Source organism: Pseudomonas glycinae (assembly GCF_001594225.2).
Classification (GTDB): domain Bacteria; phylum Pseudomonadota; class Gammaproteobacteria; order Pseudomonadales; family Pseudomonadaceae; genus Aquipseudomonas; species Aquipseudomonas glycinae.
Genome location: NZ_CP014205.2, coordinates 1732858 through 1746641 on the forward strand (window position 1 = coordinate 1732858; position 13784 = coordinate 1746641).

Sequence of the window (13784 nt, forward strand, 5' to 3'; positions counted from 1 at the left end):
GACAGAAACGGTTCTGCCATTCAACGGTTGCTCCCGCTGTCACGGGCTGGAGGATTGAGAATGAAGGTCGGTGGCTTGCTCGGGACCGAGCGCAGCGGCTGGCCATTGCCGATGCCGCGATTTTCCAGGGTCGGCGGACGCGGCACGGGAACGGTGTTCGGCCCGCGAACGGGCGGAGTGCCGGGCTGGGTGCCCTGCATGCTGTTGGGGTTCGCCCGGCGGATCGGGCTGTTGTAGGGATTGTTGCTGTTGCCGGTCGGACTTTGTGCCAGCAACAGCGATGTATGGCTTATTGCGCCATCGGCGTGAACCAGCCCGCCACTGAGGGCGAGCAACGCAATGCCAAGCAGGAAACGGTTCATGAACGGCCTCTTTCGGTGCGCAGGGACTAGAGCCTTCGAGTCCACGCTACGCCGTGGGTTCGCATTTGTTAACCCGTCACCGCTAAACAAGATGTAACACGGCTTGACCTGACGTTTAGCGGCACCCAGCAAACAACGGAAACTTTTACGTCGGGCCACGGGTCACCCGAACATCACTCGGAGAACAGCACATGGCTCGGGCAATCTGGAAAGGCGCAATCAGTTTCGGTCTGGTCCACATCCCCGTGGCGCTGGTCTCGGCGACGTCATCCCAAGGCGTCGACTTCGACTGGCTCGACAGCCGCAGCATGGACCCGGTCGGCTATAAACGGGTCAACAAGGTGACCGGCAAGGAAGTCACCAAGGAGCACATCGTCAAAGGTGTGCAGTTCGAAAAAGGCCGCTATGTGGTGCTCAGCGAGGAGGAGATACGTTCGGCGCACCCGGTTTCGACCCAGACCATCGACATTTTCGCCTTCGTCGACAGCGAGCAGATCCCGTTGCAAAACATCGACACGCCTTATTACCTGGCCCCGGACAAGCGCGGTGGCAAGGTCTACGCCTTGTTGCGTGAAACCCTGAGCAAAACCAAGAAGGTCGCCCTCGCCCGCGTGGTTTTACACACGCGTCAGTATCTGGCGGCGTTGATGCCCCTGGAGTCGGCGCTGGTGCTGGTGAAGTTGCGCTGGCCGCAGGAAGTGCGCGGCCTGGACGAACTTGAGCTGGGCAGCGAAGTGACCAAGCCGCAACTGGCCAAGGGCGAACTGGACATGGCCAAACGGCTGGTGGAAGACATGACGGCGGACTGGACACCCGAGGATTACAACGACGAGTTCGAAGACAAGATCATGGCGCTGGTGGACAAGAAGGCCCATGAAGGCAAGATCGAAGACGTCGAGACGGTTTCCGGTGAAGAAGAGCGCAAATCGGCCGATGTTATCGACCTGACCGAACTGCTCAAACGCAGTCTCGGCGGGAAAGCCCCGGCCAAACCGGCGAAGAAGACCGCCAGCAAGACAACACCGGCGAAGAAGACCAAAAAGGCCTCATGAAAATGAAATCGGGCGACTGTCTTTCAACAGTCGCCCGACTCATCAGATCAGAATGAAGATCGCCAGCAGACCGCCGAAGATCGCCCACTTTTCCATGTAATAGAGTTTGCGATTGCGCTTTTTCAGCTCTTTGCCGCGCAGGCGAATCTTGTAGATTTTGGTAAACAGGCGATTGATGCCACCGGTGCGGTCACCCGCATCGTTCGGTGCACCGGCCGCCGACATCACGGTGCGGCTGAACCAGCCGTTGAACGCCGCTGCCCAGCGATACTTCATCGGACGCTCGACGTCACAGAACAGGATGATGCGGTTCTGGTCGGTGGTGTTTTCCGCGTAATGAATGAAGGTCTCGTCAAACATCACTGCTTCGCCATCACGCCAGTGATAGCTCTCGCCATCGACGTTGATGTAGCAACCGGCATCGTTCGGCGTTTCCAGGCCAAGGTGGTAGCGGTACGAACCAGCATACGGGTCGCGGTGACGCACCAGTTTCGAGCCCGGTGGCAACTCGGCAAACATCGCAGCCTTGATCGAGCCGATGCTCTGCACCAGCTCAGTGGTGCGCGGGCACAGTTGCAGCGCCGACGGGTGGCTGTCGCCGTACCACTTCAGGTAGAAACGCTTCCAGCCGGTCTTGAAGAACGAGTTGAAACCGACGTCGTCGTACTGATTCGAGCGCTTGATCTCGCCAGCGCGCAGCAGGTTGCGGCCTTCCTCGCGAATTTCTTCCCAGTGGGCCTGCAACGGGCTCAGATCGGGAAAGTCCTTCGGATCGAGGTACGGCGTGTTGGGCTTTTTCGAGAACAGATAAAGGAAGCAGTTGATCGGTGCCAGAAACGAAGAGTGATCGCTCAGTTGACGACCGAGTTTGTGTCGTACGCGCCCGCGCAAGTGCACGTATGCAATGGAAATGACATATACAGCGGCAATGATGAGTTTCACGAAAATCGTCACACGTCAGAAGTGAACAAACTGCGCGCCTTTCGGGCTGTGGCCCAAGGTCTGTGGCAGTGGTCTGAAATCAAAAAAAACGTCCCGGTGGCGCATCCTTGAGCCCATGCCGGACAAGGCACTGGGTGAATGGATGGCATTTTAGCCACAGTTTGTAACCAATAGTGAACCTTCATCTGTGAAAAACTGTCTCGCGATTGCTCCAAACGGCAATCGGAATGTCAGCGCCCTATCGTTTAAAGAGCCAGACCAGTACAATCGCCGCCAAACTTTACGCGCCCCCTTGGTTGATGACGGGATAGTCCCGCCTCAGCGCACTTCGACTCGGGCCAAGCGCTCCGGCTGCACCCTCGCTACTCAGCACGCTTCGCAGGAAAAACCTTTGATTTCTACAGCTAACATCACCATGCAGTTCGGCGCCAAGCCGCTGTTTGAAAACGTTTCGGTCAAATTCAACGGCGGCAACCGCTATGGCCTGATCGGCGCCAACGGTTGCGGCAAGTCGACCTTCATGAAAATCCTCGGCGGCGACCTCGAGCCGTCCGGCGGCCAGGTCATGCTCGAGCCCAACGTACGCCTGGGTAAACTGCGCCAGGATCAGTTCGCCTACGAAGAATTCACCGTGATCGACACCGTGATCATGGGTCACGAAGAGCTGTGGAAGGTCAAGGCCGAGCGCGACCGCATCTACTCGCTGCCGGAAATGAGCGAAGAAGACGGCATGGCCGTGGCCGAGCTGGAAACCGAATTCGCCGAGATGGACGGCTACACCGCCGAATCCCGCGCCGGCGAACTGCTGCTGGGTCTGGGCATTCCGCTGGAACAGCATTTCGGCCCGATGACCGAAGTTGCGCCAGGCTGGAAACTGCGTGTTCTGTTGGCTCAGGCACTGTTCTCCGATCCGGAAGTGCTGCTGCTCGACGAACCGACCAACCACCTGGACATCAACACCATCCGCTGGCTGGAAACGATTTTGACGGCGCGTAACAGCACCATGATCATCATTTCCCACGACCGTCACTTCCTGAACAGCGTCTGCACCCACATGGCCGACCTGGACTACGGCGAGCTGCGTCTGTTCCCGGGCAACTACGACGAGTACATGACCGCGGCGACCCAGTCCCGCGAGCAATTGCTGTCGGACAACGCCAAGAAGAAAGCCCAGATCGCCGAACTGCAAACGTTCGTCAGCCGCTTCTCGGCCAACGCCTCGAAAGCCAAGCAGGCCACTTCCCGCGCCAAGCAGATCGACAAGATCCAGCTGGCCGAGGTCAAGCCATCGAGCCGCGTGAGCCCGTTCATCCGTTTCGAACAGACCAAGAAGCTGCACCGCCAGGCCGTGACCATCGAGCAGATGTCCAAGGGCTTCGACGGCAAGACCCTGTTCAAGAACTTCAGCTTTACCGTTGAAGCCGGCGAGCGCGTGGCGATCATCGGCCCGAACGGTATCGGCAAGACCACGCTGCTGCGCACGCTGATGGGCGAACTGACCCCGGACGCAGGCACGGTGAAGTGGACCGAAAGCGCGGAGCTGGGCTACTACGCACAGGACCACGCCCACGACTTCGAAGAGGACGTCAGCCTGTTCGACTGGATGGGTCAGTGGACTCAGGGCGAGCAAGTGATCCGTGGCACCTTGGGTCGCATGCTGTTCTCCAACGACGAGATCCTCAAGTCGGTGAAGGTGATTTCCGGTGGTGAGCAAGGTCGCATGCTGTTCGGCAAGCTGATCCTGCAAAAGCCGAACGTGCTGGTGATGGACGAACCGACCAACCACCTGGACATGGAATCGATCGAGGCGCTGAACCTGGCGCTGGAAAACTATCCGGGCACGCTGATCTTCGTCAGCCACGACCGTGAGTTCGTATCGTCCCTGGCCACGCGTATCATCGAGCTGAGCCCGAACGGCGTGACCGACTTCAGCGGCACCTACGACGATTACCTGCGCAGCCAAGGCGTAGTGTTCTGAGTCGAATCGAGCGGTAAATAGAAAGCCCTGTCCTTGTGACGGGGCTTTTTTTTGCTCATTGCTGATCGTTCCCACGCTCTGCGTGGGAATGCCTCAAGGGACGCTCCGCGTTCCAGCTCTGGAAGGGACGCGGAGCGTCCCGGGCTGCATTCCCACGCGGAGCGTGGGAACGATCAGCGTAAGGACGTGGAAACGATAGTTAGCCTGCTTTCTTTTATTTCAGCGCCACGCCATGATGCGGACTCTCCCACCGCCGCCCGCGAACGAGTCCTCATGTCTGCGCAGCAACTGCCACCGCAAAGCTCCATGGCGATCACCCTGCAGATCGTTTCCATCGTTTTCTATACCTTTATAGCCTTCCTCTGCATCGGCCTGCCGATTGCGGTGCTGCCCGGCTACGTGCACGAACAACTGGGTTTCAGTGCCGTGATCGCGGGGCTGGTCATCGGTTCGCAATACCTGGCCACCCTGCTCAGCCGGCCGATGGCCGGACGGATGTCGGACACCGTCGGCACCAAACGGGCGATTGTGTATGGCTTGTCGGGGATTGTGCTCAGCGGTGTGCTGACGCTGATTTCGACGCTGCTGCAGAGCTTGCCGCTGTTGAGCCTGTCGATCCTGATTGTCGGTCGCTTGCTGCTGGGGATCGCCCAAGGTCTGATTGGCGTCGGCACCATCAGTTGGTGCATGGGCCAGGTCGGTGCCGAACACACCGCGCGCTCGATTTCCTGGAACGGCATCGCGTCCTATGGTGCGATTGCCATCGGCGCGCCGCTGGGCGTGGTGATGGTCGCCGATTATGGTTTCGAGAGCCTGGGCATTGTGTTGTCACTGCTCGCGGCCGGCGCCTTGCTGCTGATCCGTAACAAACCGTCGGTGCCGGTGGTGCGCGGTGAACGGCTGCCGTTCTGGGCGGTGTTCGGGCGGATAGCACCGTTCGGCGCCAGTCTGAGCCTGGCGTCGATTGGCTACGGCACGCTGACCACCTTCATCACCCTGTATTACCTCAATCGCGGCTGGACCGGCGCGGCGTACTGCCTGACGGTGTTCGGCGTATGTTTCATTCTGTCGCGGCTGCTGTTCATTTCCGCCATCGGCCGTTTCGGCGGATTCACCTCGGCAATTGCCTGCATGACTATCGAAACCGTCGGCCTGGTACTGCTGTGGCTGGCGCCTTCGACCGCGTACGCCTTGATCGGTGCCGGTCTGGCAGGATTCGGCCTGTCGCTGGTGTACCCGGCGTTGGGTGTCGAGGCGATCAAGCAAGTGCCCAACTCCAGTCGCGGCGCCGGGTTGAGTGCCTATGCGGTGTTTTTCGATCTGGCGCTGGCGATTGCCGGGCCGTTGATGGGTGCGGTGGCGCTGAACCTGGGGTATTCGTGGATTTTCTTCAGTGCGGCCATGCTGTCCGTAACCGGACTGGCGTTGACCCTGCTGCTCAAGCGCCGGGCCATGGCGTAAGCGCTCACTGATCCGCCGTCTGCATCCCCGCGCGGGTCGGCCGGCCCAAGGCATGGGAGAAAAACCGTCCGGCCTCGGATATCAGGTTGCGGTGGATGTCTTCGCGGTCCACGCCATCGGCATCGGTGCACAGGGCCGGCATCGCACGAATCTGTTCCTCATTGCATGGCGCCATGAACACGAAGTGCCCTGCCCCAGCCAGCAATTTGAAATCCGGTGCCGTTGGCAGTTTGCGCGCCAGAGCGGCGGCGTTTTTGTCGAAGGCCACCAGTTTGTCGCCGTCACCGCTGTAGAGCAGCACCGGCACATGCACATCGGCCAGCGTATGGCGACCGAACTTCAGGCTCAGCGGCGCCATCAGCAGCAACGCATGCACGCGCGGATCGGCCACCGGTTGCAGATCGTCGCGGTCAACAATCAACTCACCCTGAGTGTTGCAGGCGTCGCGGTCATCCGGACGTTCCTGGCAATAACGGCGCAGACGATCCAGATCCGGCTGCGCGCCGGACAGAATCAACGCCGTTTCCCCACCCGCCGAATAGCCGATCACGCCAACCTGTTCGGCGTTCACGTACGGCGCGAGCATGCGGTCGCCCAACGTCGCGGTAATCGCTTCGGAAATCTGGATCGGCCGGCCATAAAGATTGCTCAACGTGCCGAGGCGGCTGTGATCCCTGGAGTTGTCGCCGGGGTGAATCACCGCCACCACCACAAAGCCCTTGCGTGCCAATGATGTGGCCAAATCGTGCAGCGCCAGTGGCGTGCCGGTGTTGCCGTGGGACAGCATCAGCATCGGGAAACGGCCGATGGCGACTTTGGTGTCTTCGCCGGCCTCGACCGAATAGCCTTCGAGCAGGCTCATGTGTTCGCGGTCGCTGGAGGGATAGAACGCGATGGCGCGCATCGGCTGCAGGTCGAGCGGATCGAGAAACGTCATCTCGTGATAACCGACGCTCCAGCGCGGATGTTGCCCAGGCGCAGCGTGCACTGAATTCAGGCTGCCGAGCAGGCAAATCAGTAACGCTGCACAAAGACGCATCATGGGATGCCCCACCCTGTTGTTACTCAATCGAAAGATCCGTTGTGTTCGACGTCCGAGATTCCGAGGTTCGGTGATCCGGCGCGACGTTGCACTCAGACGTTGATCATCGGACTGCATAACCCGGGCCAGATTATGTAACAGTCAGAAACAAAAAACTCCGTACCTGGCCCTTGCAGAACCAGAATACAGAGTTTTTTGGGGTTTTCCTGAACAGCAGCTGTTCTTTATGCAAGCCTTACGCGGCGGCGAACAACTGCTCGTCGATTTTCGCTTGAGCAGCGCTCATGGCGTTGTTGCGTACTTCTTCGCCATAGGCCAGGCCTTCGGCACGAACCACTTCGATGTCGGTGATGCCGAGAAAGCCGAAGACCAGTTTCAGGTAGTCTTCGTGGGCCACGCCCGAAGCCTGACCGGCGTGGATGCCGCCAGCGGTGGACACGATCACCACTTTCTTGCCACCGCACAGGCCTTCAGGGCCGGCTTCGGTGTAACGGAAGGTCTGGCCGGCGACGGCGATGCGGTCGATCCACGCTTTGAGCTGGGTCGGCACGGTGAAGTTGTACATCGGGGCAGCGACGACGATGGCGTCGGCGGCGATGAATTCGGCCAGGGTGGTGGCGCTCAGTTCGGCTTCGTGCTGTTGTGCGGCGTTGCGCAGTTCAGCGGCGGTGCCGGCGGCAACCAGAGTGGTCGACGAGAAGTGGCTGATGGCGTCGGCGGCCAGGTCGCGGTAAGTCACGACAGCGCTTGGCTCGGCAGCTTGCCAGGCTTTAGTGACTTGACTGCTCAACTGACGGGAAGCGGAGTTGTCGCCCAGAATGCTCGAATCGATGTGCAGCAGTTTCATGTGGAATCTCCTGGAATGAATCGCCGGTGGCGACGGAATGGAGACAATCCTACCGACGAAACCAATAGCTGATTAGACGGCAACAATGCGATAGTTTGTCCCACTGATAGAACAGTCGGATTTCTCCATGCAAGACCTCAACGATCTCTACTATTTCGCCAAAGTGGTGGAGGCCGGCGGATTCGCCGCCGCCGGCCGCTTGCTCGGCATTCCCAAGTCACGCCTTTCGCGGCGCATCGCCGAGCTGGAAGAGCGCCTCGGCGCACGTCTGCTGCAACGCACCACTCGCCAACTGAAGCTGACGGCGGTCGGCGAACGCTATTTGCGTCACTGTCAGGCCATGCTGCTGGAAGCGGAAATGGCTGATGAAACAGTGGCCAGCATGTCCAGCGAGCCCCGAGGACGCTTGCGGGTTTCAAGCCCGACGGGGCTGGCTCATGAAATGTTGCCGGTGGTGATCAGCAATTTCCTTGGCAAATATCCTCAGGTGCAACTGGAAGTCACCTTGATCAATCGCCGGGTCGACCTGATTACCGAAGGCATCGACGTGGCCCTGCGCGTACGCGAACACGGCGATGAAGAACCGATGCTGGTGACCCGCCGCTTGCGTCAGGCGCAAATGGTGGTGGTGGCGAGCCCTTCCTTTGTCCAGGGTCTGGAAATCAATCATCCGCAGGATTTGAAAAACCTGCCGGTGCTGGGCGCTCTGGAAGCCGATCGCATGGTGCATGTGCGCCTGCTCGATCAGCACGGCAAGAGTTGTGATCTGGCGCTGGAAGCCCGGCTGGGGATCGACGATTTCATCGTGCGCAAGGCGTGTGTGCTGGCCGGCCAGGGTTTCACCCTGTTGCCGATGATGTATTGCGAAGCGGAGTTGAATAACGGCACGCTGGTGCAATTGTTGCCGGACTGGTCACTGCCCGGCGGCTGGCTGCAAGCGGTGTATCCGCATCGGCGCGGGGTGATGCCGGCGGTGCGCGCGTGGATCGATCATCTGGTCGAATCGTTCAATGCCTGTGGAGAACGGCTGTTATGAAACAAGGGAAGATGAGCGAGAAGGACGTCGCAGAGTTCTGCCTGGCCCTGCCCGGTGCCCGGGAAGACTACAAATGGGGTGGCGTGCGGGTGTTTTCGATTGCCGGCAACAAGATGTTCGCCTTGCAGGGATTGCGTGGTGATTCGCTGGCGTTCAAGGTCGACAAGGATCTGTTTCTCGGTCATTGCGACCGGCCTGGCATTCACCCGGCGCCGTATCTGGCCCGGGCGCAGTGGATCATCATGCACCCGCCCTACCCGCTGGGCGCCGAGGAATTGCAAGGCTTGCTGCAGCGTTCCCATCAACTGGTGGTGAGCAAGCTGCCCAAGCGCGTGCAGGTCGGTTTGCTGCTCTAGAACAGCGCCAGCAGGTTCGAACCCAGAAACAATTGATCGATCCAGAACACCTGGTGCAACGCGACGATCATCCAGAACAGCACCTGAAAAGACACCTTGCGCGTCTTGTGCCGGAAGACCTGCTGGGCGATCAACGCACCCGGCCAGCCTCCCGCCAGTTCTACCGCGTGCAGGATGTTTTCCGGTGTGCGCCAGGCGTCGGCCCGCGCCTTGCGCTTGTCCGCCCAGTACAGAAAAAACGCCAGCACGCTGACCAGCCCGTAAGCCGTCAGCGGCACGAGAGAAATCCCGCGCAGCCACATCGACAACGAGCCGAACAGTGGCAGCGCGCAGACGATCAGCAGCACCACCAGCTTCAATTTCAAGTGCTGGATATTGCCACCGGAAGGACCGCGATCCGGGCGGCGTGCGCGCGAGTCACTCATGGCTGAGCGGCCGTCCAGTCGACCCAGCCAAACTGCCACGTTGCCAGAATCACCAGACCGAAGACGATCCGGTACCAGGCAAACGCTGCGTAGCTGTGGCTGCCGATGAACTTGAGCAGGCCGCGCACCGCGATCATGGCGAAGATAAACGCGGTGACGAAACCGATCGCGAACACGGGAAAATCTGCCGGCACGAACAGGTCGCGATACTTGTAGCCCGAATACACCGCCGCACCAACCATGGTCGGCATCGCCAGGAAAAACGAAAACTCGGTGGCAGTCTTGCGCGACAGGCCGAACAACAGGCCACCGATGATGGTCGAGCCGGAGCGCGAAGTGCCGGGGATCATCGCCAGGCATTGGGCGAAGCCGATCTTCAGCGCATCCGTCCAGCGAATGTCATCGACCGTTTCGGCGTGCACTTCATGCTGACGCTGCTCGGCCCACAACATCACGATCCCGCCCACCACCAGCGCGGCGGCCACGGTGATCGGGTTGAACAGGTAATGGTGAATCAGGTCGGCGAAGATCACGCCCAGCGCCACGGCGGGCAGGAAGGCGATCAGCAGGTTGGCGGTGAAACGCCGGGCGCTCGGCTGGGTCGGCAGGCCAATGACCACGTCGAGAATCTTGCGGCGGAATTCCCAGACCACCGCGAGAATCGCACCGAGCTGGATGATGATGTTGAACGCCATGGCCCGCTCGCCTCCGAAATCGAGCAAGTCGGCAACAATGATCTGGTGTCCGGTACTGGAAATGGGCAAAAACTCCGTCAGCCCCTCTACAACTCCTAGAATCAGTGCCTGCAAGGCCGTCCAAAGATCCATCAATCCCCCAGAGAGCGATGCACAAAGGCATGCCCCGATAGTATTTTTTACGTTCACTGCGTTCAGCGTAGCTGGTTAAAGCTGTACCGATTCCGCACGCACAGGATCCACACGAAACAGTCAAAATTCCGTGAAAAATCAATTTGGATTCAGGTTTTCACGCGCGGGGCCGAAATCCTAACAGACAAGCCGTAATAGCGCTGCCGCGTTCTACGACTTGGGTCGCGTATGCCCGGTCACCGAAACGTGGTTGGATGCTGGCGGTGGTTTATTACAAGAAAAAGAATCCGGAGTGACAGCGTTATGAACAGCTTGCGCAGTGTGTCGATCAGCCGACGCTTGTGGCTCATCTTGATTGTGGCCGTGGTCATGCTGTTGACGTTGGGCGTGTTGATGCTCAAGCAGATCCATGATGACCTCTACCATGCCAAGGCCCAGAAAACCCAGCATGTGGTGCAGACCGCCAGCGGTTTGCTGACGTACTACCAGAGCCTCGAAGCAGCAGGAACCCTGACCCGCGACGTAGCGCAGAAACAGGCGCTGACCGCGATCCGTGGCCTGCGTTATGACCAGAACGATTACTTCTGGATCAACGACCTCACGCCCGTGATGGTCATGCACCCGACCAATCCCAAGCTTGAAGGCCAGAACCTCTCGGCTATCCGCGACCCTGACGGCTTTGCGGTGTTCAACGAAATGGTCGCCATCGCCAAGGCCAAAGGTGCCGGCATGGTCAACTACCGCTGGCCCAAGCCGGGCGCCAGTGAACCGGTGGCCAAGACGTCGTACGTGAAACTGTTCGAGCCTTGGGGCTGGGTGATCGGTTCCGGCGTTTACGTCGATGACGTGCAGGCCGAGTTCCAGGGTCAGGTGATCAAAGCATCGGTAGTCGGGTTGGTCATCGCGGTGATCATGGCGCTGCTGGTGATTCTGATTGCCCGCAGCATCGTTCGTCCGTTGCAGGAGACCGTGAACGCCATGGCCAACATCGCCAGCGGCGAAAGCGATCTGACCCGCAGTCTCGATACCCACGGCCAGGACGAAGTCACTCAACTGGCCCATCACTTCAATGCCTTCACCGCCAAGCTGCGCCGAGTGATCGGTGACTTGCAGGTGTCGGCCAGCGCATTGGGCCAATCATCCAGCGAACTGGGCAACGATGCGGCGCAAGCGCAGCAACGCAGCCAGCAGCAGTCGCAGCAGATGGAGCTGGTGGCCACCGCGGTCAACGAAGTGACCTACGGCGTGCAGGACGTGGCGAAAAACGCCGAGCACGCGGCCAGCGAAATGCGTGACGCCGAGGCTCAGGCCCAGCAAGGCCAGGTCAACATCGACGGCAGCCTGCAGCAGATCGACAAGTTGTCAGGCACCATCGATCAGGCCGTCGAAGTGATTCGCACGCTGGCGACCGAGAGCACGCAGATCGGCAGCGTGCTGGAGGTGATCCGCTCGATTGCCGAGCAGACCAACCTGCTCGCCTTGAACGCCGCGATTGAAGCGGCTCGCGCCGGTGAACAGGGTCGCGGTTTTGCGGTGGTTGCTGACGAAGTACGTTTGCTGGCTCAGCGCACGCAGAAGTCCACGGCGGAAATCCAGACGATGATCGAACGCCTGCAAAATCATTCCGAAGCCGCCGTGAAGGTGATCGGCGACAGCAGCAAGGCTTCGCAACTGACCATCGAACAGGCCGGCCTGGCCAGTGCGAGCCTGAATGCCATCGGCCAGGCCCTGCGCAACCTCAATGGTCTGAACGCCTCGATTGCCAGCGCAACGCTGCAACAGGCGCACGTGGTCGAAGACATCAACCAGAACGTCACCCAGGCGGCGGGCCTGTCCCACAGCACCGCGCTGGCGGCCGAGCAGTCGAGCGTGGCCAGCGTGAAACTCGGCCAGCTCAGCGAACAACTGAACGGGCTGCTGCGCCAGTTCCGAGTCTGATCCCTGCAACAGGTGGGAACTCGTTTCCCACCTGTTTTTCGGTACAATCCGCTCCCTCATTTATTCCCCCAAGGATCCTGCATGTCCGGGCTAGAACTGTTTGCCGCCGCCCTCGGCGTGATCGCCGTGTGGCTCACGGTCAAACAGAATCCGTGGTGCTGGCCGATCGGGCTGGTCATGGTGTCGCTCTACACCTGGGTGTTCTTCGAGGTGAAACTGTATTCAGACATGTTGCTGCAGGTGGTTTATGCCGGACTGCAAATCTATGGCTGGTGGCAATGGACCCGAGCCGGGACGATGCATGACGGGCGCGAGGTCAGTCGGCTCGACACGCGCTCGATAGTGCAGGGACTGGCCATCGGCACTGTCGGCAGTCTGCTGCTGGGCGCTGCGATGGCCCATTGGACCGACGCGGCGCAACCGTGGCTCGACGCAGCGCTGACCGGTTTCAGCCTGGTCGCACAATTCTGGATGGCTCACAAGCGTCTGCAATGCTGGGCGTTGTGGTTCGTGCTGGATGTGATCTTCGTCGGCCTGTTCCTTTATAAAGGGCTGTACCTCACGGCGGCGCTGTATGCCCTGTTCACCCTGATCGCGGTGCAAGGCTGGCGCGAATGGCGTGCCGACCCGGCGTTGCAACGATGAAAGTGATTGTCCTGACCGGCCCCGAGTCCACCGGCAAGAGCTGGCTGGCGGCCGGAATCCAACAGCAATTCGGCGGTTTGCGAGTGGACGAGTACGTGCGCTGGTTCATGGAGCAGAACCCTCGCGATACCTGCCTGGCCGATATTCCCGAGATCGCTCGCGGCCAGTTGCAGTGGGAAGATGCGGCACGCGCGCAGCAGCCGCGCCTGCTGATTCTCGATACGCATCTGTTGAGCAACATTCTGTGGAGCCAGACCCTGTTTGGCGACTGCCCGCCGTGGCTGGAAGGCGAATTACTGGCCCGTCATTACGACTTGCACCTGTTGCTCTCTCCCGAACAGATCGAGTGGACGGACGATGGTCAGCGCTGCCAGCCTGACCTGGATGAACGGCTCGCGTTCTATCACGCCACTCGAACCTGGCTGCAGAAACATCATCGGCCCTTGCAGATCATTCAGGGCAACTGGGCCGAACGCCAGCAGCAAGCCTTCAAAGCGGTTCGCGACCTGCTCGCGAACTGACCCGGTTTTCGGGTTGGTTGACCCGGTGCATCCCCTGTTTTGGGGTCAAAGTGTCCGTTCCTGAAACACTCCTGCGGATGCCAAGTGCCCGTCTCAGCGCCCTTCATCCCTTTGTCATGCGACTTGTTACGCAATTGAAACACCTGCGCGCAAACCCTTGTTCCAGAGCTTTGCAACGGCATAAGGGGGTTGCGAAGGCAGTGACTTGTTTCAACGATGAAACAGCTTTTGTATCGGGCCTGCGCTCGTCAAACCCAACGCATTGAAATTTAAAGACATTTCAAAAGCGGCACAGCTTTCGCTCTCTCCTTCACAACGCTGAACAGGCTCAGCCCACTGAAGAAGGAATTGC

14 protein-coding genes are annotated in these 13784 nt (G+C 59.8%); 8 read left to right on the plus strand and 6 right to left on the minus strand.

The features are described 5' to 3' along the window. Nucleotides 1–20: 20 nt before the first annotated feature. The gene (locus AWU82_RS07725; protein ID WP_064381749.1) at nucleotides 21–362 is read right to left on the minus strand and encodes a hypothetical protein; all 342 of its coding nucleotides are present in this window, start codon (nucleotides 360–362) and stop codon (nucleotides 21–23) included. Nucleotides 363–553: 191 nt separating this feature from the next. Between AWU82_RS07725 and ku the strand changes: the two genes are divergently transcribed. Then, nucleotides 554–1414, plus strand: coding sequence for a non-homologous end joining protein Ku (gene ku, locus AWU82_RS07730; protein ID WP_064381750.1), 861 nt, complete (start codon nucleotides 554–556; stop codon nucleotides 1412–1414). 42 nt (nucleotides 1415–1456) lie between these two features. On the opposite strand, the gene lpxO is transcribed toward ku, so the two are convergent. After that, the gene (gene lpxO / locus AWU82_RS07735) at nucleotides 1457–2356 is read right to left on the minus strand and encodes a lipid A hydroxylase LpxO (protein WP_064384101.1); all 900 of its coding nucleotides are present in this window, start codon (nucleotides 2354–2356) and stop codon (nucleotides 1457–1459) included. 391 nt (nucleotides 2357–2747) lie between these two features. On the opposite strand from lpxO, the gene AWU82_RS07740 reads away from it, so the two are divergent. Together AWU82_RS07740 and AWU82_RS07745 are read left to right on the plus strand one after the other, a co-directional pair. Beyond that, nucleotides 2748–4334, plus strand: a complete 1587-nt coding sequence (locus AWU82_RS07740) for an ABC-F family ATPase (protein WP_064381751.1) — start codon at nucleotides 2748–2750, stop codon at nucleotides 4332–4334. Nucleotides 4335–4607: 273 nt separating this feature from the next. Further along, entirely contained in the window at nucleotides 4608–5795 is a 1188-nt protein-coding gene (locus AWU82_RS07745; RefSeq protein WP_064381752.1) for an MFS transporter, read from the plus strand. Between the two features lie 4 nt (nucleotides 5796–5799). Here AWU82_RS07745 and AWU82_RS07750 read toward each other — a convergent pair whose 3' ends face one another. Both AWU82_RS07750 and AWU82_RS07755 read right to left on the minus strand, forming a co-directional pair. Beyond that, on the minus strand, nucleotides 5800–6837 hold the full coding sequence (locus AWU82_RS07750) for an alpha/beta hydrolase family protein (protein WP_064381753.1): 1038 nt from the start codon (nucleotides 6835–6837) through the stop codon (nucleotides 5800–5802). Nucleotides 6838–7072: 235 nt separating this feature from the next. Continuing rightward, a complete protein-coding gene (locus AWU82_RS07755; RefSeq protein WP_064381754.1) occupies nucleotides 7073–7684 on the minus strand; it encodes an FMN-dependent NADH-azoreductase in 612 nt (203 codons plus the stop codon). 127 nt (nucleotides 7685–7811) lie between these two features. On the opposite strand from AWU82_RS07755, the gene AWU82_RS07760 reads away from it, so the two are divergent. Beyond that, entirely contained in the window at nucleotides 7812–8720 is a 909-nt protein-coding gene (locus AWU82_RS07760; protein WP_064381755.1) for a LysR substrate-binding domain-containing protein, read from the plus strand. Continuing rightward, the gene (locus AWU82_RS07765; protein ID WP_064381756.1) at nucleotides 8717–9076 is read left to right on the plus strand and encodes an MmcQ/YjbR family DNA-binding protein; all 360 of its coding nucleotides are present in this window, start codon (nucleotides 8717–8719) and stop codon (nucleotides 9074–9076) included. Before AWU82_RS07760 ends, AWU82_RS07765 begins: the two co-directional genes overlap by 4 nt. Here AWU82_RS07765 and AWU82_RS07770 read toward each other — a convergent pair. Then, nucleotides 9073–9501: a DUF1294 domain-containing protein gene (locus AWU82_RS07770; protein ID WP_039768201.1), complete on the minus strand. Its 429-nt coding sequence runs from the start codon at nucleotides 9499–9501 to the stop codon at nucleotides 9073–9075. The two genes, AWU82_RS07765 and AWU82_RS07770, sit on opposite strands and share 4 nt — an antisense overlap. After that, complete coding sequence (locus AWU82_RS07775) at nucleotides 9498–10328, minus strand: undecaprenyl-diphosphate phosphatase (RefSeq protein ID WP_064381757.1); 831 nt, start codon at nucleotides 10326–10328, stop codon at nucleotides 9498–9500. The genes AWU82_RS07770 and AWU82_RS07775 overlap by 4 nt, the downstream gene beginning before the upstream one ends. A 303-nt stretch (nucleotides 10329–10631) precedes the next feature. Here AWU82_RS07775 and AWU82_RS07780 point away from each other — a divergent pair, with 303 nt between their 5' ends. From AWU82_RS07780 to AWU82_RS07790, 3 genes are all read left to right on the plus strand, one after another. Beyond that, complete coding sequence (locus tag AWU82_RS07780; RefSeq protein ID WP_064381758.1) at nucleotides 10632–12266, plus strand: methyl-accepting chemotaxis protein; 1635 nt, start codon at nucleotides 10632–10634, stop codon at nucleotides 12264–12266. 81 nt (nucleotides 12267–12347) lie between these two features. After that, nucleotides 12348–12911, plus strand: coding sequence for a nicotinamide riboside transporter PnuC (gene pnuC, locus AWU82_RS07785; protein ID WP_064381759.1), 564 nt, complete (start codon nucleotides 12348–12350; stop codon nucleotides 12909–12911). Beyond that, nucleotides 12908–13432 carry an ATP/GTP-binding protein gene (locus tag AWU82_RS07790; protein ID WP_064381760.1) on the plus strand — a complete coding sequence of 175 codons (525 nt, stop codon included), beginning with the start codon at nucleotides 12908–12910 and terminating at the stop codon, nucleotides 13430–13432. Before pnuC ends, AWU82_RS07790 begins: the two co-directional genes overlap by 4 nt. The last annotated feature ends 352 nt before the right edge of the window (nucleotides 13433–13784 follow it).